Here is a 22,929-nt window from a genome sequence, read left to right on the forward strand (position 1 = left end):
TTACCAGTTCATCAGGCCGTAGCCCTTAATGCTTTGATAATTCAGGTCATAACTTTTGATCTTGCAGGCATCGCCGGAATTTCCCTCCACGGTATAAACACGGCTGCCATCCGTACCGATCACGATACCTACATGGTCTGCTGTCCCATCCAAATCCCAGTCAAAGAAAATTGCATCTCCGGGAGCCAGATTGTTATAGCCTCTTGCACCCCATTGTCCATGGGACTGGAACCACGGAACGCCCTGCCACTCACAGCCTGCAAAGCGCGGTTCACTTTTTCCTGCCTGGTTATAGCACCAGGATACGAAGCAGGCGCACCATTCCACACGGGAGTCAAAGCCGTACCAGCTCCAGTAGGGATAACCGCCCACATTGCCCACCTGACGCTTGGCCAGTTCCACCAGCTGAGGATTGCCGGGGCGGGTACCGTTAATGAACTGCACACCGGACAGATCTTCCGAGCCGCTGGTATCAGGGGAGCCGCCGCCAAACAACAGCGGCTTATTGCCCATGGTCTGCCGGTAAACCTGATACATTTTCATCTGCTCCGGGGTCAGAAGCTCCGACACCACAGCGGAAATGGGCTTGCTGGCGAGTTTCACATTCAAAATGTAATACTCATAGGGAACTTCTTCTGAGGTGGTCTCGCCGGTCTCCGGATCGGTTGAGGTCTCCGTGCGGTAGCGAATCTCCACTTCCTCAGTAAGCGTCAGCTGATACTGTGCTGCAAACACACGCGCCAGCTCAGCCTGAGCGCTCTGCCGGGTGTAGCCTTGCAAGACGGCAGAGAGAAATGCCGCCAGCTCATGAGGGTCATGGCCGATCATACCAAGGTCATAGCGATACTCGTCATACCCTGGGTGACTGCTTTCAATGTTGTCGATTTCCTCCTGCAACTGGGCTTCTCTGGCTGCATAATCTGCCTCCACCGCCAGCATTTCCGAGTCATCCGACGGATAGGTGGTGCCGGAGAGAACGGAACCGATGCTCTGCGCCATCATGGAGCAGGAGGACATGGTATTCATCAGCATACAGGTAATGAGGAACAAAACCCCTGCCATCAGGAAACCCTTCTTGTGGCGCATGACGAATGCCCCTGCCTGCTGTACCTTTTCTTTTACCGTCCTTGCGGCTTTTCCTGTTTTGGATGCAGCCTGGGCGGTATTTCCAGCAGTCTGACCGGCATGTTTGGCGGCGGCATACTGCTTTTTGATGGCCTGCTTTTGCTGCCAGCGGGAAAGTGGATTGCTGGCAAACTGGGGATTTTCCTGCAAAGATTTCTGGTACAGAACATTTACATTTGCCTTTTCCAGTTGGCGCTCTGCCTGTGCTGCTTTGCGGTACGGCTTCAGCTTGTGGCTGCGATAGCCCTCCCGCACCAGATAAGCGCCGGTCTCCACCGCTTCCTCGGACTTGTGGGCGCTTTCCACGCCCACATTGTCCTGTTCTGTTTCCCGGATCTCTTTGTGGAGCTTGCCCGCAACCAGATGGACGGGAGCTTCCTTGACCCCTTGAGAAAGTTTGGAGGGTGGCTTTTTCTTGTCCTCAAAGGTCAGCTTCGAGGTCTTTTTCCCGGTATCCGGGTCGATGACCGTCTGCCTGACCTTTTTCTTTGGGATATTGGCCTGCGCCTTATCTGCTCTGGCCGCAGCTTTCTCCGCTTTACGGATCGGCTTTTCCAGTGCAGGGTCAGACCGTTCCTCATCAGTAAAGCGCAGGCGCGGCTCCTTATTCAAACCATTCTCCCAGCATGAGGGAGGACATCATGTAGTGCAGCTCTGCATAAATGGCCATTCCCACAGGATCGTTGAACATACAACCGGACAGGTAGGCGTAAAACTGTGCCACCACATCGGACAGGATTTTCGCTTCGGTTCCTTCCAGAACCAGACCACCCATACCTTCCTTGGCACGGATGGTGCTCCAGACCTCTGCCAGACGGAGCAGCCCCACCTGACCGGTCTCATTCAGTTCGGCTGCCTGATCTGCCGCCGTGCGGCACTCACTTACCGCATCGGCCATGACCGTAAGCAGCTGGCTGCGCTGGGCATTTACCGCCCTGTCAAAAAACATCAACGGGTTTTGATTCAAAATGTTGGGGTTCATCATCATTCATCCTCCTTTTTCAGTTCCTGGGGTTTGGTGGTCATAATGCGGTACAGCTCGGTATTCTTCGGGAAGTGGTCCACGAAAGGCAGAATTGTGGAGCCATAGAACAGCAGGCCCTCGCCCTCACCGGAGTGGGTCACATAGCTAAGCTGGTGTGTGGAAATGCCCAGCTGCTTGGCAAGTATCTGGCGGTCTCCGCCTGCCTGGTTGAGCATATACACGAAGTCGGAGTTTTCAAAGATGTTCTCTACCTCGCGGCTGCTCAAAAGGTCTTTGACATTCTGGGTAATACCTGTCGGAATACCGCCCCATTTACGGAATCGCTTCCAGATTTCCACCGTATAGGCAGCGGTCTGTTCCTCCTTCAAAAGCAAGTGCATCTCGTCGATGTAGTAACGGGTAGACTTGTGGGCAGCGCGGTTAATGGTAACGCGGTTCCACACCTGATCCTGTACCACCAGCATACCGATTTTTTTAAGCTGCTTGCCCAGTTCCTTGATGTCATAGCAGACAATGCGGTTGTTGATGTCCACATTGCTCTGGTGGTTGAACACATTGAGGGAGCCGGTTACATAGATTTCAAGGGCCGTAGCGATATACTGAGCTTCCTTTTCCTCCTGTTCCCGAAGCAGGTTATACAGATCCTCCAGTATGGGCATATTCTCCGGGCGCGGGTCATTGAGGTAAGTCTGATAGACCAGACGCACACAGCGGTCGATGATGGTTTTCTGCACCGGCTGCAAGCCCTCCTTACCGCCCACGATCAGCTCACACAAGCTGAGAATAAAGTCAGACTTGAGGGACAGCGGGCTTTCATCATCCGAGTAGTCCAGGTTCAGGTCCATCGGATTGATGTAGTTGGTGGAGGTAGGCGAGATCTTGATGACCTGCCCATGCAGACGCTCCACCAGAGGTGCATACTCCGCTTCCGGGTCACAAATGATAACATCATCACTGGTAAGCAAAAAGCAGTTTGCGATTTCTCGTTTTGCGCTGAAGGACTTACCGGAACCCGGCGTACCCAAAATCAAGCCGTTGGGGTTTTTCAGCAGCTTTCGATCCACCATGATGAGATTGTTGGACAGGGCGTTGATGCCGTAGTACAGAGCTTCTTTGCCGTTCTGGAATAATTCCTGTGTGGTGAACGGTACAAAGATGGCCGTAGAACTGGTGGTCAGTCCTCGCTGGATCTCGATCTGATTGAGTCCCAGGGGCAGACAGCTCATCAGCCCTTCTTCTTGCTGGAAGTCCAGCCTGGTCAGCTGACAGTTATACTTCTGGGCAATGGAGCCTGCCTGGAAAATGTTGTTGCCAAGCTGACGGGGATTGTCCGCTGTGTTCAGCACCAGAAAGGTCAAAAGGAACATTCTCTCGTTGCGGCTCTGCAAATCCTGCAAGAGTTTTTTCGCTTCACTGCCGTATGTGGCAAGGTCAGAGGGAATGATGTCCATGTCATATCCGGCGCGGACTGCTTTTTTCTGTTCCTCAATCTTACTGCGGTCAAGGTCGGTAATCTTGCGCTTTACCGTTTTGATGGCTTTCACCTGATCCACCGACTGAATGTGCATACTCACAATGAGCGAGCTTTCCATATCCAGAAAATCAGCCAGCAGACGGTCATTCAGCTCCGGTGCGAGAATCTGCAAAAAAGAAACAGCCCCGTATTTCTTGCCCATACGGAACTGCTTGCCGGTGCGGAACTCAAAGGAACTTGGTGCAATAAAATCCTTTGTGGACAGACCGGAAGGAGCCAGCCAGTCCCATTCAAACTGAAACGGGAGCTGTTCATCCATGTGGAATACCGCATGAAGCTGAGAAAGCCTTTCTTTACCGTCCAGCGTTCTGGCAGCTACACCAAGACGCTTGAAGTTGTTGAGTATATCGGTCTCAATACGCTCCAGACGGGGCTTGGCGGCTTTGATGCTGTCTGCGTCGATACCAAAGGTCAGGTATTTGGTCTTGATGAGACCGTTGTTACCTCTTGCCAGCTGATTTTGCAGCATTGTGGTGTATTCCTCGCGGATACTGTCAAAGGCATCCCTTTGGGGCGGGATGGAAATGGAGTTAGCAAAGGTCTCCTCCGATGCCGCAAGGTTCAAAAAAGACAGTTGGAAATGAATCGAGCTGTCAAAATAATTGAGGAAATCACACCAACCCTCAAAGATTGCCGTCTTATCTTCGTTTTGGGAGAGTTGATAGTTGATGTCCTGAAACTGAATGATCTTTGTGTAGTGGCTGTCCGATATGCGGCAGATCCCGTCCGGCCACATCCGTTCATAAGGGATACTGTCCTGCGCAGATTTTCCTTTTTTGTCCGTGCGGTTGGCGCGGACAATGGCCGCTTCGATCTGCTTCTTATCGGCGCGGGACAGCTTTTTCTTTGTCTTTACCGGCTGCACAGTTTTTTCCTCGGTTTTCCCGAACATCCGATGCAGCCATTTTTTTATTGCGGTGAACAATGTCATACACCTCCTTATCGAGCATTTCCTGCCGCTTTAATACGGCATAAAAGTTATTGGTCTGGTAGGGACGCTGCTTGGGACGGATCACAGCTACTTTGAGAATGTTGCCCACGATCTTTTCAAGGGGCTGTCCATGCTTTTCGTACATAGCCAGCATAAAGAAGGGCAGCATAACCAGCATCATACACATAGCCGCTACACTGTTTCCGGTAGGTTTTCTGAGCAAAAAGAAAAGCGGTACGCCAATAAGCGCTCCGCCCGTGAAACAGATAAGCTGCCGCTTGGTCAGATTGAACATGACCTTTGTTTTGACTTTTGTTAAGTCCTTGGGTACGGGTACATAAGCCAATGTGGAAACCTCCTTCCGTTTTAGTGCGCCTGAAAGACTGATTTGGCGAGACTGCCGGTTTTGAACAGCGTAAAACATAGCAGTACGGTGTAGCCCACGCAGCTCCAGATTGCCATGATGATGTCATCTTCCAGAGCGATGTTCTGCACCAGCACAGCATAAATTGCCACGCAGACGATAATGAGAAACGCCTGAAAGCCCAGCGCCAGCAGGGATCGGAGGTAATTCTGTCCCATACCGCCCCATTCTTTACCCATCATTGCAGCCATTGGAACGGGAGCCACCGAAGTCACAAGGTAAATCTCGATCATACGGCCATAAATAACGATAAAGATACAGATATATAACGCCCACATAGTAATGCCAATAAAGAGGGATTGGAACCACAGTCCGAACAGCGGTCCCAGATCCATTTCCATCAGCCTCGGTTCCAGATCGGTCATAACTGAGGAAATGTCAATGGACGCATCCGAATTGATAACCCCTGCCGCCTGCGCCACCACGCTCTGCGCCATATCAAAGACGCCCATCACGATATTCCATGTGTTTGTGACAATGAGGATGGCAGCGGCTGATTTGAACACCCACTTGAAAATCATCCAGGTATCCACATCATGCAGGTTGTTCTTGTCTGCAATCATCTGGATCAGGTCTACGGTCATCACGATAGCCAGGATCACGCCTGCAATCGGCACCATGATGGAGTTGGACAGATTCTCAATCATGCTGAAAATACTGCCATTCCATCCCTGTGGGGTCTGGCCTACCTGTACGGATATATCCGCGACCTGCTGGTTTACACTGTCAAACATCCCCGAAAGGTTGCTCATAATGCCGCCCACCAGCATTTCTTTCAGCCAATTTGTCAGGGCTTCAAGTAAGAAATCCATACGGTGTCAACCTCCTTTCCGCCGCCCCCGCAAAACTGCGGGAGCGGCAAGGATTTCATACGGAGACGCTTAGACAGAGAAAAGCCCGGAGAGCAGAGGTACAAGGACCATGCCGACTACGGCTACACCAGCACCGGCCATGAGCTGCTTCATGCCCTGGCTCTTGGCGCCGGATAGCGATAGGTAATCCTTTGAAGTTATCTCCAGATTTTCCCCCGCTCCACACCGTGCATGCGACTTTCACCGCACACGGCGCTCCATCGAATTCAGCCGTCCAGGGTTTTAAACACAACTTACACACTTCGTTACAGCATTAAATTCAAAGAATAATAGGTGGCATTTCTGCCATAGTACGAAGTTTGTTAAGCTTTTCTATTTGTTTATCGTCAAGATTTAAGGATTTCAAGTACTTCTCAATCGTAGGTTCTGAAGAAGCATGGATAAGGATATGAACTGCTTCGCTGACAAGAATAAGATTTGCGTATTCATCCGAACCACCATTGCTTACGGGCACTTTATGGTGGCAGTGAATATCATGAGAATCCATCAGAATTCCCGTCACTGCACATTTACCATACTGTGCCGCATACAAGGAAATACGGTTATCCGCATATTCAATGGTTCTGCCCTTTACAGGATTTCTCATCAGCCATAACATTGTCGCTGTATCGATTGCAAGATTCTTATGAATCTGTTCCCGACCTTTGACCGTATACTTATTGATGGATTTCCTTTTATGCTGGGCATTCTTCGGCTGGACATATCCCAGTGGAATCACCGGACGTCCATGAAGGAACCTCATCTGTCTGCTTGCTCCATACTTTTCTTTAATAAACCCATTTCTGAGCTGTCCCTTTTTGGATAAGTCACCTTTCAGTCTGTTTCTGAGCTGTTTGTTGATACTGAAGGCAAGTCTGCTGAAATCATGGGATACTTCTGTAGAAATACAATAGTATTCATGAAGTCCGGCAACTACAGCGTTATATTTCTGAAGCTGCATGAACTGAGCATTATCATCTGACGAATGAGCCAGTTTCTTTACTTCTTCCGAGACTTTTCCATGAGCCTTTTTGTATGCTTTATCGCTCATATGAGACCGAACTACATACTTCTTACCCTTTTTACGGACTTTCAGCTTGAACCCGAGAAAATCAGAATACTGTCTTTTGAGATTAACTACTTTGGATTTGTCAGGGCTGATTTCCAACCCCAGCCTGTCCTTTAGCCATAACTCTGTTGCCTTGTATGCTTTGACAGCATCCTCATGTGATGCGCAGAAAATTTTAAAATCATCTGCGTACCGAACTGCATGCATCTCTTTTAATCTGCTCCGGCGCAGAGCTCTGTAAGCGTGGCTCTTAATCTCTGTTCCCTGCGCATTGTTCCTCGTTTTGAATTTTGTCCTTGTTGGCATCTGCTCCCATTGAGAAGCAATCCACCAATCCAGCTCATTCAATACGATATTTGCAAGCAATGGCGATAAAATACCGCCTTGCGGAGTACCCCGTGAGGGATATGTTTTCTCCCCATTTGGCAGAACAACAGGTGCTTTCAGCATCTCTTTTATAATGCATAACAGCTTTTTATCCCGGATTCCCAATGCCCATATCTGACGAATCAGCTTTGTATGGCTGATATTGTCAAAGAATCCTTTAATATCGAGGTCAACCACATGGTACAGATGCTGTACCTGTATCAGCCGCATGCATTGCGCAATAGCAGTCTCAGCAGAACGATTCGGACGGAACCCGTTGGAGTTCTCACTGAATTTTGCTTCACATATTGGCTCCATGACCTGCAAAATACATTGCTGTACGATCCGATCCACGATAATTGGAATTCCCAGGGGTCTGGTCTTTCCATTGGGCTTTGGTATCTCCACTCGCCTTACGGGTCGTGGATGATAATTACTGAATTGTTTCCGTATGAGACGGACGTAAGCTTCCTCGCTTAACTTTGCAAGGTCGGCTATCGTCCTTTTATCCACTCCCGAAGTATCACTTCCTGTATTCTTCTTTATCGTTCTGTATGCAAGTTTGATATTTTCTTCACTCTCGATGATTTCCATCAGATGGTTGAAGGTTTTATTTCTCTTACTTTCTGCATACAGCCTGTCAAAAGTGCCTTCCATGTCGTAATACTCTGAGTTGCGGATTTTCCTCTGCTTACTTTTCCTTTCTTGCTGCCCCGAAGTCAACACAGGCATCCTCTCCCTTCGGTTTGGATTTTCTTTGTCATACTCGAAGCTGTGTTTGTTGTGTTTTCATTTTCATTGCTGAATTCGACTTGTGGCTATCCCTCCACCGCTTACTTATTCACGGCTTCACAGGTACTGTGCCACTACTCTCACTGGAATAAAGAATGGTTATTGCCCTCTCACGAAGGTATTCCCATCCACCACATCATTGGCTTGCAACCGCCTCCGTGTTCCCAGCTTTCCACGTTCCGATATTCCTATCATTGAATATCTTTAGGTTCTTCCTCTAAGCCTGTATCTGGTCATGCATAACCGCACCGCCTGTAACGGTGCATGGACTTTCATAACAACCAATTTTACTCGCCCACAGATACCACCATAAAAGGTGTACTGCCTTTCGACAGCATCAACGTTTAGACTCGTACATTCGGAATTTCGTCAGTATTTTCATACATTCTCACCATGGATATCCGACCCCCGGCATATAGGCAACACCATCCACCTCTGGACAGCTTTCGTGTCTGGTCTGAAAACCAGTCTTACGGTTGCTCTCTGCCGACTTCACCGAGCTCTATAAACTTTTGGAGAGAGCCGTTGCATGCTCCCCGCCATTCGGAGTATTAGGGTGGCGCTTCGGGACGTTACCCCCTCATTTCACCCATCGGAATATCAGTTCTCCAAAGTTTTGGGCTACAATTGCCCTTCGACTTTGTGCGCAAGCTTTTCACTTACGAACGTGTCGCACGGTTGTCGTTGCCGTAACCTTCCAGCAGGTTGATAACGCCCCAGATACCGAGACCGGCACCGAGCGCGATAACGAGGGTCTGAAGAACGGTGATTGCCTGTTCAAAAAATGCCATATAGTTTGTTAGCCGGAATCTGATTAAAAAATAGGTTTGTCATGTTTCATAGGCATACAAAAGCCGGAACAATCTGCCGCCCGGTTTCCGGGGGCATGATTCCGGCTGTCCTCCTTTTTCATTATTTTTTCTCGCGATTGTCCGCTTTGTACGCCAATGGCCCATAGAGGGCAGGTGCGGCGAATAGATAAGATCACTCCCTTCTAAAGCGGAACGAAATTAAGCGCCCTTTGTGTCTACTTCATATACATCGCAGACCTCATTGGGCTTGAGTTTCAGCCTTGCAGACAAGAATGCTTCAATGTCAAAAGCGTTCTTATCATCCGCGTCGGCAGTGTACTTGAAATTGGGGTGCTTGGTGATGTCGTACTTATCCGAAAGGAAAGGACGCACACCGCGCAGCTGGAGGATACACTTGCCTCCATCCATAACAGCAAGCTCATCCTGACTCATCAGCTCTTTCCCCAATTTTTGATAGTTGAGTGAATGGGAGGTTTCCCTCCCACGGCTCTCTCCGGTGTTGTAGGTGTCGATGGTTTCCTTGCCCAGCACGGCAGCCAGCTCTTTGAGGGTAGTCGGCTCTTTACCGCCCAGGAAGATGGATGTATCCATGTTACCGATGATGGTATCTGCGTTATCCTTATAGATCGCCTTGAGCTGACTCTGTGCCTGCAACACCAGACAGGCAGAGATTTCACGGCTTCGGATGGTGGCCACCAGCTTTTCCAGTTTCGGAATCTGCCCGATGTTAGCACACTCATCAATCAAACAGCGCACATGAACCGGAAGCCTGCCGCCATACACATCGTCGGCTTTTTCGCAGAGCAGATTGAAAAGCTGGGTATAACACATGGAGATCAGGAAGTTAAAGCTGTCATCCGTATCACTCATAATGAGGAACAGAGCAGTTTTCCTGTCTCCCAGAGTATCCAGCTCCAGCTCATCATAAGCCGTGACCTCACGCAACTCTGCAATGTCGAACACGGCAAGGCGAGCGCCGCAGGAAATCAAAATCGACTTGGCTGTTTTTCCAGCGGCCAGCTTATATTTCTTATACTGGCGCACCGCAAAGTGGTTTGGCTTCTCGGCTTCCAGTGCATCAAACATCAGGTCTACGGGGTTTTTGAACTCCTCGTCATCCTCACGGACTTCCATAGCGTTGATGAACTCAATGAGGGTGGAGAAGTTTTGTTCCTCCACCGGAGCCTCATAATGGATATAGCCAATAAGCGCGCAGTACAACAAGGTTTCTGCTTTTACCCAGAAATCGTCTCCGGCCTTGCCTTCGCCTTTGGTATTGGCGATGAGCGTTGTTACCAGCTTCAAGATGTCCTTTTCGCTATGGATATAGGCGAAAGGGTTATAGTGCATGGACTTCTTGAAGTTGATGGTATTTAGGACCTTGATTCGGTACGGCTCATAAATGACCTTGCCGTGCTTATCCTTCATAGGCTTTCCGTCTTTCCCCAGCTTGGGTGCGCCCCTTTGGAGCATTTTTCCGCACTCCACCAAAATGGTTCCCTTCGGGTCTGTGACCACATAGGAACTGTGCATCTGCATCAGATTCGGTTTGAGCCAGAAGCGGGTCTTACCGGAACCGGAGCCGCCAATCACCAGCACATTTTTGTTTCTGGCGGTCTTTGGGTCCTTGGGGCGGCTGTTCATTGTCAGGCTCTCCGTTTTCGTCAGAATCACATTGTTCTGGAATACCGGGTCGATGTAGGGTGCAATGTCCTCATGGGTTCCCCAACGGGCGGAACCGTATTCCATGCCGTGCCTGTACTTCTTGGCGTTCTTGCTTTTCAGGTACACAGCCAGCCGCAGGCCGCCGCCGCAGCACAGGCCCACCAGCAGGTCCAGCGGGTGCAGGCTGGGCCACCAGCTGGCCAGCGCCACCGGCAGCGTGGAGAAGAACGAGAGCATTTTTGCCGAAGCGTCCGCACCCACGGCCATCCGCCACGCTTCACCGAAGTTGGTGGAGAAAAGCCCCATCAGGATATACGGCAGATTCAGCAAAATGAGCTTTTTGATGTTCAGCTGCTTTTTCATCGTTCCAGCTCCTTCCGCTTGTTCCGGTCCACGACGGCGTGTTTTACCAGTTCTTTGAACTGGCTCAGCTTTGCCAGCACGGACGGGCGCTCGGATTTCTCCGCCTTCTTGACCTTTTTCCCGGTGTACTCGGTAAAAGCAGCGGTCAGGGCATCCGCGTCCCGTCCCTTGAAAAAGATCAGGTACTTGGGTGGGGAGCTGCTGCGGTCCTTCTTCACCGCATAGTCCACGCCGTATTTCCGCGCGATCTTCTCAAACTCCTTGATGGAGGGGTCAGTGATCTCGATGTTGGAAACGCCCTGATTCTGGCCGATCAGCTGTTTCACCGTCTGCTTGCCGTGGGGAATCACGGGGGTATCCCGGCTTTTCTGCTTTTGCAGCTTCTTTTCCTTGCGGTGGGCAAGGTATTTGGTGATGGCGGCTTTCATCAACCGCCCGGTAAACTTTGTTCCGCTGACTACCAGCGTCAAAGTCCTGTTTTCCACTTCCTCCTGCATAGGTCATCGCCTCCTTTCCACGGATTTTGCAGGGGTGGCACTTGATACTAAGGCGGGACCACCAGCCGCCGCAGAAGATAACGCTTCATACCGCCCTCCTTAGCGTAACTGGTCAGTACGGTCATAGTGCAGATTGCCCTGACGCACCTTTGCGTGGCTCAAAATCTTAATCTGCCCCTTTTCCTGACTATCCAGTGCTTTTTCATAACCGGTATCCGACAGGAACAGGCGGGTTCGTTCGCCTTTCCAGCCAACAGGGGAATCGTTCGTCAGCACATCAAAAATAATCATGTGCCGGGTGTCCTCGGCAAACCGTTGCAAATCCATGTATTCGTGGCCGTGGTAGTTCTGCGCCCCGGCTTTGAGGCGCATTTCCTCCATCAGCTGGCCCACGGTCTTACGCTCAGGCATGGCGTGCGCCTCCTTTCCCGCGTCCCTGGCCCTTCACGGCCAGGATACCGTCCAGGGTGGTGGCGGTGATCCGCAGGCGCTCGGCGGTGGCAATGTCATTCTTCACGGTCTCGTCGATGCCGTGGCCGCAGACCACCAGCACATGGGACCGGCGCAGGTAGTCCCGCGCCATATCCAGCCCGTCCTTGTGTTCCTGGGGAATCTCGTCTTTGAGGAAGGTAGGCAGGAACAGCACCGGGCAGATGGGCGAATACCCGGCATCGTACACCTGACGGCAGTAGGCCGCAGCGTTCTCGGCGTTCTCATACTGGCTGTTGCTCCAGGGAGCCGTAATGTAGGCAAGAGGTCGTTTCATGGCAAAATCCTTTCTCCCGGTGTTTTCGGGCAGCAGAAAAGCGGCTGTTTACCAGCCGCCTGCGTACATATCGTGGTTAACTTGTGCGGTGTAGTGGTTGCTGATCGTGGTCGGCGCATTAAACAGCACCGCAAGCAGATACTGCTTCATGTTGCGGATTTCGGTGGTATTGTTCCGCAGGCATTCCATGACAAACTCGATGTGGGAGCAATCCAGCTTCAAAAAACGGGAGCGGACCACCTCATGGGGGAAGTCGCTGCCAGCGATCCGGGTGGTTTTCCGCTTGGCGCAGACGGTCTCCACCATCAGCTCCACAATCTCGTCCAGGTCCTCCCGATAGGTGGTAAACTCCCGGCACAGGTGGTCATACTCGATGTTCTCCAGAATCAAATCCCGATAACTTTCCATCTCTGAGACAGACATCGCATCCCTTCCTTTCCGTTCCGGCAGCTGTGCTGCCGCTGGCTCCCGGAAGGGAATAGAATCGGTACTTGATCCATAAGTAATTGTTTTTTCTGTATTTGATTTCTCTATATTTAATTCTGCGGGCTTTTCCGTATCCGGTTTTACCATATCCGGGTTTTCCGTATCTGGTGAAGCCGTATCCGGCTGGGGCGTATCCGGGTTCTTCGGCTGTGGTTGCTCGTAGATAACATACTCGGTATCGCTGATCCGACCCTGCCGGTCTCGCAGCTGATGGCGGACAATGTACCCGGCAGTTTCCAGCTCCCGCAGCGCGCCGCCGATAGCGTCCACGCCCTCTTTGCAGATGGCGGCAAGCCCTCTGGTGGTATAGTTCCAGTCCTCCGGTAAGGACAGCATCATGGAAAGCAGCCCCTTGGCTTTCAGGGACAGTTTCCCGTTGCGTAAATGGTGATTGCTCATCACGGTATAATCTCTGGTTCGTTCAATGCGAAATACGGCCATTGACCTCACTCCTTCCAAATTTCTCAGGGTATGAAAAAAGCCACAATCCTGTAAAAAGAATTGTGGCAGTCAGCTGTTTTGTTCACTTTTTCTGCGCCGGTAGGGGCGCTTGGGAATGGGCGGTCTGTCCAACAGGTCATTTCCCTGAGAGAATGGCAGAGTTTGCAGAACACGGTCAATCTCTATAAATTCCATACCATGCTGGGAATGGCAATCCTCCCGGATTGCTTCCCGGATTTCCTTTACAGTACACATTTCAATCCTTTCCTTTCGCAGTAATGATTTGTTTATGAGTGGCGGCGGTGTTTTCCCGGTTTGAAATCGAGGATATGTCCCTCAATCACACGAGCGTAACGCTTGATCTTGATCTCCCGACGCTGCTGGCTTTGCAGGGCGGCCTGATACCCGTCCTCAGTCAAAAACAGTCGTATTTCCTCTCCGGGGCTACCGTAAGCTGTGCTGGGACGCAGGACGGAAAACTCAATCATCCAGCGGGTGTTATCCCAAAACCTCTCTACGGCAAGAATGTTATGTCCTTTCAGCTCACGGGCTGAAATATCCCTCATAGGCGGCTCCTTTCATCGTTCCTGGTCTCTCTGACGCTTTTTCTGCCATGCCTCCAGCAGCTTGATGATAGTGTCCTGCATCCGCTGGGGCGTATAGCTTTTAGGGAAATACTTCCGCAAGGTGTCAGAGGTAAATGTCACTCGGTCCAGATCGCTTTTCTTTTCCTCACCCATGATGACACGCATCATATCGAGGGTCAGATGCCCCTCCTGACTGTATTTCTTGAGCCGCTGGGCTTGAGAAAGAGAAGGGGTAGCCTGTTCGCTGTCCATTGCATCCAGCAAATCTCTCTGTTCCTCTTTTTTGAGGAAGGACAGCTCATAAGCAGGATTTAAGGCAATTTTCTTTTCATCCACCATGTCCAGCAGTTCGGGAATCAGCTCGGTCAGACGGATAAATCTTTTAATCTGTGATTTGCTATCTGGACTGTTCTCCGCGATTTTTTCTGCCGCAGTCAACTTCGGCCCAACTTGGGCCGAGGTTAAATCCGTCCTGGCTCCTTGGTGCTTAATGGCATCCAGTTTCATCTTATAGGCAAAGGCCCTTTCACTGGGAAGCAGGCTTTCTCGTTGCAGATTGCTGTCAACCATAATGATCGTGGCGGCATCATCATCCAAATCCCGAACAATGACCGGTATGGTCTCCTTGTCTGCCAGCTCACTGGCTCTGTGCCGCCTGTGTCCGGCTACCAGCTCATAACCGCCCTCCGGGTCCGGTCGAGCAATCGCCGGAACCAGAACGCCATACTGCTTGATACTGTCAGCGGTCTCCATCATGGCTTCGTCATCCTTGACTTTGAATGGGTGGTTCTTAAAGGGATGCAGTTCAGACAGCGGAATCTCCTGAATCTTTTCCAGCTTTGCATCCTGACGGACTTCTTCGGTGGAGAACAGATCATCTACCGAGGCCAGCTCTATTTTTTTCGCGCTGCTTTTCAAGTTTCAACACCTCCTTCATCAGATTTCGATACCCCTCTGCCACCTTGCCACCGGGATCATGGGCAAAAATACTTTTTCCCTCAGCGCTAATTTCCTTAGCCCGGACAGAGTGGGGAATCTCTGTGCCGAATACTTTGATCTTGCTGCCATAGGTCTCACGCAGGAGCGCGGAGATCTCTTTGGCAAAGTTGGTTCGGCTATCCACCATCGTCAGCAGGATACCGTCTATCTGGAGCTTGGGGTTGATCTGCCGCTTTACCTTGTTTACCGTGGAGAGCAGCTGTTCCAGCCCTTTGGCGGGCAGATACTCCGCCTGAACGGGAATGATGATCCTGTTCGCAGCGGCCAGCGCATTGACTGTGAGCATACCCAGGGAGGGCTGGCAGTCGATGAGGATATGGGAGTATTGCCCCTTCAGCGTGTCCAGATATTGCCGCAAGATAGTCTCGCGACTCATGGCGTTTACCAGGGATACCTCCATACCGGATAACTGGATGTCCGCAGGCATCAGGTCTACACCCTCTGGGTGGTGCAGGATACCCTCGCCGGGACGAAGCGGCTCATCCATCAGGATACGCCCCATAGCGTCCGACAGCGTAAAGGGCAGCTTGTCCGGCTGGGGATGGCCCAGGCTGATTGTCAGGCTCCCTTGCGGGTCCCCGTCGATCAGCAGGACTTTCTTTCCGGCCTGCGCCAGCCCGATTCCCAAGTTGGCACAGGTCGTTGTCTTACCAACGCCGCCTTTCTGGTTGGCAATGGCAATGATTTGCGTGTTCATTAACTTCACCTCATTTCTAATTGTTGCTGTTGCTTCTGGAAATAGAAAAAGCCGCCACTCCAAAATAAAAAGTGAAGTGACGGCTCTTTCTATCGCCGGAATACGAGTTCCTGAAATGAAAAAAGCACCCAGTCATTTATGTGATCTGTGTGCTACATCAAATTCATATTCAATTATTCAAATTAGCTCAAACTATGCCAAACTGCCACAGCCAAAAAAACGAGGGGAAGGAGGGCTGAAAAGCGCCCCCAAAACACCCCCAAAATCGGCTCTCGGTTAACCACTTTGGGAACCACTTGACCCTCTTTTTACCCCCTTTTTGGCCGGTTAACCACTTGCGGACCACTAAAAATTGGGTGAAAACGGCTCTCGTTTTGTCAAATTTGGTCAAACCATATCAGCCCATTTAGGTATAAGAAAACCCCGGAAAACCTTGATTTTCCGGGGTTTTTGAACCATTTTGATATAGTCTGAGCAGTCGATTATCGCTTGCTGAACTGCGGAGCGCGACGAGCTGCTTTGAGACCGTATTTCTTACGCTCCTTCATACGAGGATCGCGGGTCAGGAAACCGGCCTTCTTCAGGATGGGACGGTTGTCCTCGCTGGCCAGCAGCAGGGCGCGGGCGATACCGTGCCGCAGGGCGCCGGCCTGGCCGGACACGCCGCCGCCGGTGACAGTGGCCACAACATCCATCTTGCCGGTGTTGCCGGTGGCCTCCAGAGGCTGACGGACCAGCATCTTCAGGGTGTCCAGACCGAAATACTCATCAATGCTCCGGCCGTTGACGGTGATGGAGCCGGTGCCGTTGGGGAACAGATGGACGCGGGCCACAGAGGACTTCCGGCGACCAGTGCCATACAGATAGGGCTTCTTGGACTGATACATACTTCAAACTCCTCCTTATTCCGCGTCCAGAGCGACGGGCTTCTGAGCCTGCTGCTCGTAGTTGGCGTCCGCATAGATGTGCAGCCGCTTCAGGGATTCCTTGCCGATGGTGTTCTTGGGCAGCATACCGCGGACAGCCACCTTCATGGCCAGCTCGGGCTGCTCCTGCATCAGGATGCGGTAGGGGGTCTCCTTCAGGCCGCCGATCCAGCCGGAGTGGGTACGGTACATCTTCTGGGTGCCCTTCTTGCCGGTCAGCACAGCCTTGCCGGCGTTGATGATGATGACATAGTCACCGCAGTCGGCGTTGGGGGTGAAAGTGGGCTTGGTCTTGCCGCGCAGCAGGTCGGCAGCCCGGACAGCGGTCTTGCCCAGGGGCTTGCCCGCGGCGTCCAGGATGTACCACTTACGCTCAATGTTGGCCTTGTTTGCCATAAAAGTGGACATGGTGTTTCCTCCGTATATTGAAATTCTTTGCTTTGCTTTACAAATCAAGAGCTCCGGGTTACAATCGGAGCAAGGATATTTATACCACGGCGGCGGGGGAATGTCAACGGGGATTTCGTTTAACCGGGATAAATCTCTGAATTTCTCTTGATACCTCTTATTATCTCCTGATTTCTCACGTTCTATTTTGAATTTTTCGGGGGAAGGCCCTGTACGCCGAAACGCCTGGGGGCGCTGGATCTTCTGCGCGGCCGGCCTTATGCGGATTCTCTGCGCCGCTGCTATGGCAGAAGCCCTGGGGAGATCGCTCGCTATCTCTGCTGGGAGATGGCGGACCGGGGCACCGGCCCCATCTGACTGCCGGCGGTGGGGGACGATGGGCCGGACCGCTTCGCCATGTTTTTGGGCGAGAGAAAACCGGACGAGCGTTACATCGTCCGGTTCCCGCAGAATGTCGATGGGGACTATGAAGCGTATGGGCATCCGGTGTGGATGTACGGCCCGTACCCGGTGCGGGGCGTCTACACCCAGCCCATGAGGGCTATTCCGGCCACGGAAGCCTGTTACGTCATCGGGAATGAATCGGAAAAACTGACGGAGGTCCGGCTGCGGGTGGACGCAGGCCTGGACGAATCCGTCTCCATCCCCGCCCCGCCGTCCCTGACCATCTGGCGGTTTACAGGCGGGGACATGGGCTGGCGCCTGGTGGACCGGTATTTTGACGCCCGGGGCGAAGAACTGCCCTGACGTTTGAAAACAATATGTAATGCTACAAGATCCACTGGACCAACAGCAGCAGCACAAATCCCGGCAGGCCCAGGACGGCGATCACCAGGGCATTCCACAGGTTCAGCCCCAGGGCGATGCCGGTGAGGCCCGCCGTCAGCCGTACGGCCCCCAGGGCTAGAAACCCCAACAGGGTGTTCAGCAGTAGTTTCAGCGCCAGGCGGAAGGGGGAGCTGAACACCCGGATCAGAGCGACGAGAAAGAAGCCCGCCAGGATGGCGGCGATGATCTTCTGACTCAGGTCCATGTGGACGCCCCCTCCAGCCCGGCAGCAGCCGCTGCCTCGGGACTCCGCTCCTTGATGGCGCGGATCAGATAGTTGCACCGGGCCTTCACGGCACTGATCTGGTAGACGCAGGACTCCACCAGCTCCGGGTCCAGGGCCTGGTCGAACTGGCGATAGGCCTGGGCCAGGTCCCCCTGGGCCTCCAGCAGCTCGGCCTTCAGGGTCAGCAGCTCCGGGTCGGGGCGGGCGGCTTTCTTGGCAAAAACAGGTTTCATGGCAGTGTCCCTCCTATCCATATTCTTACGGGGAGTTTGGACAAATATGCCAGCTTTCATACAAGGAGGCAGGAAGAACATGCCAACAGAACAGGAGAACTTCATGGCCCAGGCTCTGGCGCTGGCGGCGGAGGCCGCGGCGGCGGGGGAGGTGCCCGTGGGCTGCGTTATCGTCCGGGACGGGGAAATCGTGGGCCGGGGCCGCAACCGGCGGGAGGAGAAGCAGGCCACCGCCTCCCATGCGGAGATGGAGGCCATTGCCCAGGCCAACGAGCACCTCGGCACCTGGCGGCTGGATGACTGCGAACTGTACGTGACGCTGGAGCCCTGCCCCATGTGCGCTGGGGCTATCCTGAATGCCCGTATCCGCCGGGTTTGGTACGGCGCCCGGGACGAGGCCTTCGGTGCCTGCGGCGGAGTGACCAACCTGTTTATGGAGAGCTTCCCCAACCGGCCCGCCCTGGTGGGCGGCATTCTGGGAGAGGACTGCCGCCGGGTGCTGGCGGATTTTTTTGCCGGGCTCCGGGGCGGAGAAAAAAATCGACCCTCAGATTTGATTTAAGACTTTTGTAACAATTGATGCTGGTTTGCTTAACAACTCTCTAGTATCTTAATACTTGCAAGAGACAAAACTTCTTTTCATCCAATCTTCCAAAAAATAGGGAAACGGACCAGCCGAAAGGCTGGTCCGTTTCTCGATTTCCCCGGTATTTGTGAACAAACGGAAAATCCCCGCGGCGGGCACTCCCGGCCGCGGGGATTTTGTGATAAACTGTCAGGTATTGTCCCAGGGCGCGGCCAGTACCGCCGTCCGCTGGAGCAGGAAGCCGAAAAGCGTCACGGCGCCGCCCAGGTAGAACAGCAGCCGGGCCGGATCCGGCCGGTCCGCCAGAGTGGCCAGGCAGAAGGCGATGGCCAGCGCCGCATAGACGGCGAAGCGGCGGGTCCGCCCCGCCCGGAAGGCGAAGGAGGACAGCCGGTAGAAGGCCAGAGCCAGGAACACCACCGCCAGCAGCTCCGTGTAGTAATCTGTGAGGGACGGGTCTACGGACACCACCCGGTAGGTCAGCACCAGCCGCACCACCAGGCAGCAGACGGGCACCAGCAGCAGAGGACTCTGAAAGGGCTTGCGCGCCCCGCCCTCCGGCCGGATGCGGCAGGCAGGCACAGCGGGAAGCAGGCTGGCCGCCGAGAGAAGAGACAGCAGACCCACCACCAGATGCTCCCTGCCGGAGAAGAGCTGACTGCCCTGGGCGGTCACAAAAACGGTCACCGTCTCTCCGCTGCCGGTGAGGGCGCTGGCGCCGGAGAAGCCGAAGAGCAGGTCCAGAACGCCGGAGGCTGCCAGCAGGAAGAGCCCCATCACCGCCGGAGTGAGCAGCCCGGGGGAAGCCACGGAGAAGCCTGCGGGAAAGAGGGGCGGGTCTTCCCGGTCCGCAGGCAGAAGGGGCCGGGCTGCCAGCAGGCAGACTGCCGCCAGAACCACGAACCAGGCCACCAGCAGGATGGCGTACAGATTGCCGGGGATGGGGAGGCCTGTGTCCACCTCGAACCCAGTGCTGCGCTGAAGCAGCCGCAGCAGGAATGCCCCCACGCCGCCAATGGCGGCCAGCAGGGGCCAGAGCACGTATTTCTTCATAGGAGCCGATCTCCTTATCATGACAGATTTTCAAAAGCCAGTATACCACGGGAAAAGCTGTTTGTCCATGCCGGCCTCATTTTCCGCCCTCCGGGCGCATACAGTGAAGGGACAGGCCCGCAGACGGGGAACAAAAGAGGAGGAATTTCCATGAGACGCCATTCTGATCTGCACCAGAGCGCCGCCATCTCCGCGGTGCTGCTGGTGCTGCTGTTTGCCCTGCCCCTGGCGGTGGTAGTGCCCTTTCAGACAGAGCTTTTCTCCGATGATCCCATCGCTGTGGAGTCGGAGCGGGAGCCCTTTCAGCCGGGGGACCTGGACGGAGAGATGGTGCTGAAGGTCCTGGCAGGGGACGCGGTGGAGGAGATGACCCTGGGAGAGTATCTGGTGGGCGTGGTCCGGGCGGAGATGCCCGCCTCCTTTGAGCCGGAGGCTTTGAAGGCCCAGGCGGTGGCGGCCCGGACGTACACCCTGTACAAGATGCAGACTGGCGGCAACCACGGCAACACCGCGGACATCTGCACGGACTCCACCTGCTGCCAGGCGTATATCTCGGAGGAAAACGCCCGGAACAACTGGGGCGAGAACGCGGACGCCTATGAGGAAAAGATCGAGACCGCCGTCCGGGAGACCGACGGAGAGACCATCCTGTACGGCGGCGTGCCCATCCTGGCGGTGTTCCACTCCTGCTCCGCCGGGCAGACCCGCTCCTCCGGCCAGGTGTGGGTCAGCGACCTGCCCTATCTCCAGGCGGTGTCTTCGCCGGAGCCTGCGGACAGCATCCCCAACTATTACAGCCGTGTGGAATTCACGGCGGAGGAGTTCCGGGAGAAGGTCCTGACCTCCTATCCGGAGGCGGACCTGTCCGGCGACATCAGCGGCTGGCTGCAAAACGCCGTGACGGACACCGCCGGCAGCGTGGAGTCGGTGGACGTGGGCGGCGTGAGCATGAAGGGCAGCACTTTACGGAGCATCCTGGGGCTGCGGTCGGCCTGCTTCGAGTGGGAGGCGGCGGACGGCAAGCTGGTGTTCTTCGTCACTGGCTACGGCCACGGCGTGGGTATGAGCCAGTACGGCGCCAACCAGATGGCCAAGGAGGGAGCGGACTACCGGACGATCCTCACCCACTATTATACCGGCGTCACCGTGGAGCCCTATACTACTGCCGCCATAGGGTGACTCTTTACAAAAAAGCCGGAAATGTGGTAAAATACAATCTTCCAGGGGAGCTTCTGCGGAAGGGAGGACATGATGAGACGAAAGCTCGCGGCACTGCTGCTGTGCCTGCTGCTGGTGTTCCAGCTGTCGCCGGTCCCGTCGGGGGCGGCGGAGACGGTGTATTTCACCGCAGTCAACAAAAACGTGCTGACGCTGTCGGACGACACCATGCCCTTCTGGTCCGGCGGCTATCTGTATGTGCCCAGCACTATCTTCACCGGCGTGGGCCGGGATCTGGGCGTGTCCTACTACCCCAATATTGCCCGGCAGACCGTGTTGCTGTATGTGGACAAGACGGTATACAGCTCCCTGGTATTTGACCTGAACAAGGACTATGCCATCGACAACGAGGGCAACCTGTATTTCCAGAAGCCCATCCAGCGGGGTGGCGTGATCTTCCTGCCCATCTCTCTGATCGCCCGGTGCTTCGGCCTGCTCTACTCCACCGTGGAGGTGGACCGGGGCTATCTGGTTTGGGTGCGCAATCCGGATATGGATATGGAGGAGCGGTACTTTGCCGACGCCGCCAAGTCCCGGATGGACTACGAGTACAACCAGTACCTGCGGAACCAGAGTGCGGAAGAGGACATCGCGCCGGAGGAAACGGAGCCCTCCACCGTCACCGGGCAGCGGATTTATCTTTGTGTGGAGGCCGCGGACCCGAAGCGGGTGAAGTCCCTGCTGGACATTCTGGACCGCTATGACGCCCACGCGGCTTTCTACTGTACGGAGGCGTTTCTGCGGGAAGGCGGCGACCTGCTGCGGCGAATGACCGCCACAGGGCAGGCCATCGGGCTGGCGGTGGACGCCGCGGCGGACCGCCCGGTGACGGAACAGCTGGAGACGGGGAACCGCCTGCTCTCCCAGGCCGCCAGCGTCAAGACCCGGCTGGCTTGGATTGAAAACGCCGGGGAGGAGTCTGTCTCCGCGGCGGAGGCGGCGGGCTTCTGCCCGCTGGACCCGGATCTGGACCGGGCGGCGTATCCCCTCAGCAGCACCGGCGCCGCCGACACGCTGCTCCAGCGGGTGACCAGCCGGGGCGGCGAGGTCACTGTCTGGCTGGGCGACAGCGCCAACGCCGCAGGGCTTGGGACGTTCCTGTCTGCGGCGGAGGCGGCGGACGACCGCTGTCTGGCCATGACGGAGACGGTGTCCTGACCTGCCAAGATTTACAAAATATTCAACATACCGCCCCGGGAGCGGATATAATAGAGGATATCAAGAATCGGCTGTGTCTGTGAACAGGCGGACGCCGCGGGCGGCAGAACCAGCGAAGAGAGACATATCGAAATGGGAGGGAGCGCCATGGGCCGCAACATCCTGGTCGTGGAAGACGACCGCAATATCTGTGATTTGATCCACATGTACCTGGTGAAGGAGGGGTTCGACGTCCGCATCGCCGGAGACGGCGGCAAGGCCATTGAGGAGTTTCAGAAGCAGGTTCCGGACCTGATCCTGCTGGACATCATGCTGCCGGTGATGGACGGCTGGTCGGTGTGCGCCAAAATCCGGGAGACCAGCAAGGTGCCCATCATCATGCTGACGGCCAAGGGCGAGGTGTTCGACCGCATCCAGGGCCTGGAGATGGGGGCGGACGACTATGTGGTGAAGCCCTTTGAGATGAAGGAGCTCATCGCTCGGATCAATGCAGTCCTGCGGCGGACGGAGATCCCCAACGACACCAGCAAACGGCTGACGTTCGACAAGCTGGTGATTGACCTGGACTCCTACGAGCTGATCGTGGATGGGAAGAAAATCGACACGCCCCCCAAGGAGCTGGAGCTGCTGTATCATTTGGCCTCCACCCCCAACCGGGTGTACACCCGGAACCAGCTGCTGGATGAGGTGTGGGGCTTTGACTACTTCGGCGACAGCCGGACAGTGGATGTCCACATCAAGCGGCTGCGGGAGAAGATCGAAAACGTCAGCAGCCAGTGGGCGCTGAAAACGGTGTGGGGCGTGGGGTACAAGTTCGAGCTGGCAGGCGCCCCCGGGGCAAAGGAGAGCTGACGTTTCCGGGGACGAAGGCCCCGGCGCCGCGAAAGCGGCGTCAAGCGGTCC

At 54.3% G+C, this 22,929-nt stretch carries 25 protein-coding genes and 2 pseudogenes; 6 read left to right on the top strand and 21 right to left on the bottom strand.

What is annotated here, in order from left to right:
• The 16 genes and pseudogenes from EIO64_RS12795 to EIO64_RS12875 form a co-directional block, all read right to left on the bottom strand.
• A complete protein-coding gene (locus EIO64_RS12795; RefSeq protein ID WP_055224638.1) occupies nucleotides 1-1,737 on the bottom strand; it encodes a CHAP domain-containing protein in 1,737 nt (578 codons plus the stop codon).
• The gene (locus EIO64_RS12800) at nucleotides 1,730-2,113 is read right to left on the bottom strand and encodes a DUF3851 domain-containing protein (RefSeq protein ID WP_007045772.1); all 384 of its coding nucleotides are present in this window, start codon (nucleotides 2,111-2,113) and stop codon (nucleotides 1,730-1,732) included. Before EIO64_RS12800 ends, EIO64_RS12795 begins: the two co-directional genes overlap by 8 nt.
• The gene (locus EIO64_RS12805; protein ID WP_136891456.1) at nucleotides 2,110-4,509 is read right to left on the bottom strand and encodes a VirB4-like conjugal transfer ATPase, CD1110 family; all 2,400 of its coding nucleotides are present in this window, start codon (nucleotides 4,507-4,509) and stop codon (nucleotides 2,110-2,112) included. The genes EIO64_RS12800 and EIO64_RS12805 overlap by 4 nt, the downstream gene beginning before the upstream one ends.
• On the bottom strand, nucleotides 4,466-4,921 hold the full coding sequence (locus tag EIO64_RS12810) for a PrgI family protein (protein WP_009272665.1): 456 nt from the start codon (nucleotides 4,919-4,921) through the stop codon (nucleotides 4,466-4,468). Before EIO64_RS12810 ends, EIO64_RS12805 begins: the two co-directional genes overlap by 44 nt.
• A 20-nt stretch (nucleotides 4,922-4,941) precedes the next feature.
• Nucleotides 4,942-5,811: a VirB6/TrbL-like conjugal transfer protein, CD1112 family gene (locus EIO64_RS12815; protein WP_024724981.1), complete on the bottom strand. Its 870-nt coding sequence runs from the start codon at nucleotides 5,809-5,811 to the stop codon at nucleotides 4,942-4,944.
• Nucleotides 5,812-5,880: 69 nt separating this feature from the next.
• Nucleotides 5,881-5,982, bottom strand: a pseudogene (locus EIO64_RS12820) (Maff2 family mobile element protein); the annotation flags it as partial.
• Between the two features lie 148 nt (nucleotides 5,983-6,130).
• Complete coding sequence (ltrA, locus tag EIO64_RS12825) at nucleotides 6,131-8,017, bottom strand: group II intron reverse transcriptase/maturase (RefSeq protein WP_136891457.1); 1,887 nt, start codon at nucleotides 8,015-8,017, stop codon at nucleotides 6,131-6,133.
• A 722-nt stretch (nucleotides 8,018-8,739) separates the two neighbouring features.
• Nucleotides 8,740-8,868, bottom strand: a pseudogene (locus tag EIO64_RS12830) (Maff2 family mobile element protein); the annotation flags it as partial.
• 219 nt (nucleotides 8,869-9,087) lie between these two features.
• On the bottom strand, nucleotides 9,088-10,917 hold the full coding sequence (locus EIO64_RS12835) for a VirD4-like conjugal transfer protein, CD1115 family (RefSeq protein ID WP_055224632.1): 1,830 nt from the start codon (nucleotides 10,915-10,917) through the stop codon (nucleotides 9,088-9,090).
• The gene (locus EIO64_RS12840) at nucleotides 10,914-11,414 is read right to left on the bottom strand and encodes a PcfB family protein (RefSeq protein WP_002592129.1); all 501 of its coding nucleotides are present in this window, start codon (nucleotides 11,412-11,414) and stop codon (nucleotides 10,914-10,916) included. Before EIO64_RS12840 ends, EIO64_RS12835 begins: the two co-directional genes overlap by 4 nt.
• Before the next feature lie 99 nt (nucleotides 11,415-11,513).
• Nucleotides 11,514-11,825, bottom strand: coding sequence for a DUF5720 family protein (locus tag EIO64_RS12845; RefSeq protein WP_004797476.1), 312 nt, complete (start codon nucleotides 11,823-11,825; stop codon nucleotides 11,514-11,516).
• Nucleotides 11,818-12,180 (bottom strand): DUF7768 domain-containing protein, encoded by a 363-nt coding sequence (locus EIO64_RS12850; protein WP_027644087.1) that lies wholly within the window; start codon nucleotides 12,178-12,180, stop codon nucleotides 11,818-11,820. The genes EIO64_RS12845 and EIO64_RS12850 overlap by 8 nt, the downstream gene beginning before the upstream one ends.
• A 48-nt stretch (nucleotides 12,181-12,228) precedes the next feature.
• The gene (locus EIO64_RS12855) at nucleotides 12,229-13,107 is read right to left on the bottom strand and encodes a DUF6017 domain-containing protein (RefSeq protein WP_117509620.1); all 879 of its coding nucleotides are present in this window, start codon (nucleotides 13,105-13,107) and stop codon (nucleotides 12,229-12,231) included.
• A gap of 287 nt (nucleotides 13,108-13,394) precedes the next feature.
• Nucleotides 13,395-13,673 carry a DUF5720 family protein gene (locus EIO64_RS12865; RefSeq protein ID WP_118481071.1) on the bottom strand — a complete coding sequence of 93 codons (279 nt, stop codon included), beginning with the start codon at nucleotides 13,671-13,673 and terminating at the stop codon, nucleotides 13,395-13,397.
• Between the two features lie 12 nt (nucleotides 13,674-13,685).
• Nucleotides 13,686-14,612 carry a ParB/RepB/Spo0J family partition protein gene (locus EIO64_RS12870; RefSeq protein WP_136891458.1) on the bottom strand — a complete coding sequence of 309 codons (927 nt, stop codon included), beginning with the start codon at nucleotides 14,610-14,612 and terminating at the stop codon, nucleotides 13,686-13,688.
• Nucleotides 14,569-15,390, bottom strand: a complete 822-nt coding sequence (locus EIO64_RS12875; RefSeq protein WP_136891459.1) for a ParA family protein — start codon at nucleotides 15,388-15,390, stop codon at nucleotides 14,569-14,571. Before EIO64_RS12875 ends, EIO64_RS12870 begins: the two co-directional genes overlap by 44 nt.
• On the opposite strand from EIO64_RS12875, the gene EIO64_RS12880 reads away from it, so the two are divergent.
• Nucleotides 15,368-15,670: a hypothetical protein gene (locus tag EIO64_RS12880; protein ID WP_170180081.1), complete on the top strand. Its 303-nt coding sequence runs from the start codon at nucleotides 15,368-15,370 to the stop codon at nucleotides 15,668-15,670. The genes EIO64_RS12875 and EIO64_RS12880 overlap by 23 nt on opposite strands.
• Before the next feature lie 202 nt (nucleotides 15,671-15,872).
• Here EIO64_RS12880 and rpsI read toward each other — a convergent pair whose 3' ends face one another.
• Together rpsI and rplM are read right to left on the bottom strand one after the other, a co-directional pair.
• Nucleotides 15,873-16,277, bottom strand: coding sequence for a 30S ribosomal protein S9 (gene rpsI, locus EIO64_RS12885; protein WP_021749304.1), 405 nt, complete (start codon nucleotides 16,275-16,277; stop codon nucleotides 15,873-15,875).
• Nucleotides 16,278-16,292: 15 nt separating this feature from the next.
• Complete coding sequence (gene rplM / locus EIO64_RS12890) at nucleotides 16,293-16,724, bottom strand: 50S ribosomal protein L13 (RefSeq protein ID WP_036630356.1); 432 nt, start codon at nucleotides 16,722-16,724, stop codon at nucleotides 16,293-16,295.
• 402 nt (nucleotides 16,725-17,126) lie between these two features.
• On the opposite strand from rplM, the gene EIO64_RS12895 reads away from it, so the two are divergent.
• On the top strand, nucleotides 17,127-17,471 hold the full coding sequence (locus EIO64_RS12895) for a hypothetical protein (protein ID WP_207754052.1): 345 nt from the start codon (nucleotides 17,127-17,129) through the stop codon (nucleotides 17,469-17,471).
• 22 nt (nucleotides 17,472-17,493) lie between these two features.
• On the opposite strand, the gene EIO64_RS12900 is transcribed toward EIO64_RS12895, so the two are convergent.
• Both EIO64_RS12900 and EIO64_RS12905 read right to left on the bottom strand, forming a co-directional pair.
• On the bottom strand, nucleotides 17,494-17,757 hold the full coding sequence (locus tag EIO64_RS12900) for a pro-sigmaK processing inhibitor BofA family protein (RefSeq protein ID WP_119310541.1): 264 nt from the start codon (nucleotides 17,755-17,757) through the stop codon (nucleotides 17,494-17,496).
• On the bottom strand, nucleotides 17,748-18,011 hold the full coding sequence (locus EIO64_RS12905) for a DUF2508 family protein (RefSeq protein WP_025544947.1): 264 nt from the start codon (nucleotides 18,009-18,011) through the stop codon (nucleotides 17,748-17,750). The genes EIO64_RS12900 and EIO64_RS12905 overlap by 10 nt, the downstream gene beginning before the upstream one ends.
• Nucleotides 18,012-18,090: 79 nt before the next feature.
• On the opposite strand from EIO64_RS12905, the gene EIO64_RS12910 reads away from it, so the two are divergent.
• On the top strand, nucleotides 18,091-18,573 hold the full coding sequence (locus EIO64_RS12910) for a nucleoside deaminase (protein WP_136891460.1): 483 nt from the start codon (nucleotides 18,091-18,093) through the stop codon (nucleotides 18,571-18,573).
• 213 nt (nucleotides 18,574-18,786) lie between these two features.
• Here EIO64_RS12910 and EIO64_RS12915 read toward each other — a convergent pair whose 3' ends face one another.
• Nucleotides 18,787-19,650, bottom strand: coding sequence for a hypothetical protein (locus EIO64_RS12915; RefSeq protein ID WP_136891461.1), 864 nt, complete (start codon nucleotides 19,648-19,650; stop codon nucleotides 18,787-18,789).
• Nucleotides 19,651-19,800: 150 nt separating this feature from the next.
• On the opposite strand from EIO64_RS12915, the gene spoIID reads away from it, so the two are divergent.
• The 3 genes from spoIID (at nucleotide 19,801) to EIO64_RS12930 (ending at nucleotide 22,878) form a co-directional block, all read left to right on the top strand.
• Nucleotides 19,801-20,829 (top strand): stage II sporulation protein D, encoded by a 1,029-nt coding sequence (gene spoIID / locus EIO64_RS12920; protein WP_136891462.1) that lies wholly within the window; start codon nucleotides 19,801-19,803, stop codon nucleotides 20,827-20,829.
• Between the two features lie 69 nt (nucleotides 20,830-20,898).
• Nucleotides 20,899-22,026, top strand: a complete 1,128-nt coding sequence (locus tag EIO64_RS12925; protein ID WP_119310545.1) for a polysaccharide deacetylase family protein — start codon at nucleotides 20,899-20,901, stop codon at nucleotides 22,024-22,026.
• A 147-nt stretch (nucleotides 22,027-22,173) separates the two neighbouring features.
• Nucleotides 22,174-22,878: a response regulator transcription factor gene (locus tag EIO64_RS12930; protein WP_025545561.1), complete on the top strand. Its 705-nt coding sequence runs from the start codon at nucleotides 22,174-22,176 to the stop codon at nucleotides 22,876-22,878.
• The last annotated feature ends 51 nt before the right edge of the window (nucleotides 22,879-22,929 follow it).

It is taken from the genome of Dysosmobacter welbionis, from assembly GCF_005121165.3.
Classification (GTDB): Bacteria; Bacillota; Clostridia; order Oscillospirales; family Oscillospiraceae; genus Oscillibacter; species Oscillibacter welbionis.

Bases quoted from the DNA above. Each gene is read 5' to 3' on its own strand.
- rplM (WP_036630356.1), bottom strand. From the start codon at position 16,724: ATGTCCACTTTTATGGCAAACAAGGCCAACATTGAGCGTAAGTGGTAC.
- spoIID (WP_136891462.1), top strand. From the start codon at position 19,801: ATGAGACGCCATTCTGATCTGCACCAGAGCGCCGCCATCTCCGCGGTG.
- EIO64_RS12835 (WP_055224632.1), bottom strand. From the start codon at position 10,917: ATGAAAAAGCAGCTGAACATCAAAAAGCTCATTTTGCTGAATCTGCCG.
- ltrA (WP_136891457.1), bottom strand. From the start codon at position 8,017: ATGCCTGTGTTGACTTCGGGGCAGCAAGAAAGGAAAAGTAAGCAGAGG.
- EIO64_RS12905 (WP_025544947.1), bottom strand. From the start codon at position 18,011: ATGAAACCTGTTTTTGCCAAGAAAGCCGCCCGCCCCGACCCGGAGCTG.
- EIO64_RS12880 (WP_170180081.1), top strand. From the start codon at position 15,368: ATGGCAATGATTTGCGTGTTCATTAACTTCACCTCATTTCTAATTGTT.
- EIO64_RS12815 (WP_024724981.1), bottom strand. From the start codon at position 5,811: ATGGATTTCTTACTTGAAGCCCTGACAAATTGGCTGAAAGAAATGCTG.
- EIO64_RS12840 (WP_002592129.1), bottom strand. From the start codon at position 11,414: ATGCAGGAGGAAGTGGAAAACAGGACTTTGACGCTGGTAGTCAGCGGA.
- EIO64_RS12850 (WP_027644087.1), bottom strand. From the start codon at position 12,180: ATGAAACGACCTCTTGCCTACATTACGGCTCCCTGGAGCAACAGCCAG.
- rpsI (WP_021749304.1), bottom strand. From the start codon at position 16,277: ATGTATCAGTCCAAGAAGCCCTATCTGTATGGCACTGGTCGCCGGAAG.
- EIO64_RS12855 (WP_117509620.1), bottom strand. From the start codon at position 13,107: ATGGCCGTATTTCGCATTGAACGAACCAGAGATTATACCGTGATGAGC.
- EIO64_RS12925 (WP_119310545.1), top strand. From the start codon at position 20,899: ATGATGAGACGAAAGCTCGCGGCACTGCTGCTGTGCCTGCTGCTGGTG.
- EIO64_RS12875 (WP_136891459.1), bottom strand. From the start codon at position 15,390: ATGAACACGCAAATCATTGCCATTGCCAACCAGAAAGGCGGCGTTGGT.
- EIO64_RS12930 (WP_025545561.1), top strand. From the start codon at position 22,174: ATGGGCCGCAACATCCTGGTCGTGGAAGACGACCGCAATATCTGTGAT.
- EIO64_RS12800 (WP_007045772.1), bottom strand. From the start codon at position 2,113: ATGATGATGAACCCCAACATTTTGAATCAAAACCCGTTGATGTTTTTT.
- EIO64_RS12865 (WP_118481071.1), bottom strand. From the start codon at position 13,673: ATGAGGGATATTTCAGCCCGTGAGCTGAAAGGACATAACATTCTTGCC.
- EIO64_RS12900 (WP_119310541.1), bottom strand. From the start codon at position 17,757: ATGGACCTGAGTCAGAAGATCATCGCCGCCATCCTGGCGGGCTTCTTT.
- EIO64_RS12910 (WP_136891460.1), top strand. From the start codon at position 18,091: ATGCCAACAGAACAGGAGAACTTCATGGCCCAGGCTCTGGCGCTGGCG.
- EIO64_RS12845 (WP_004797476.1), bottom strand. From the start codon at position 11,825: ATGCCTGAGCGTAAGACCGTGGGCCAGCTGATGGAGGAAATGCGCCTC.
- EIO64_RS12915 (WP_136891461.1), bottom strand. From the start codon at position 19,650: ATGAAGAAATACGTGCTCTGGCCCCTGCTGGCCGCCATTGGCGGCGTG.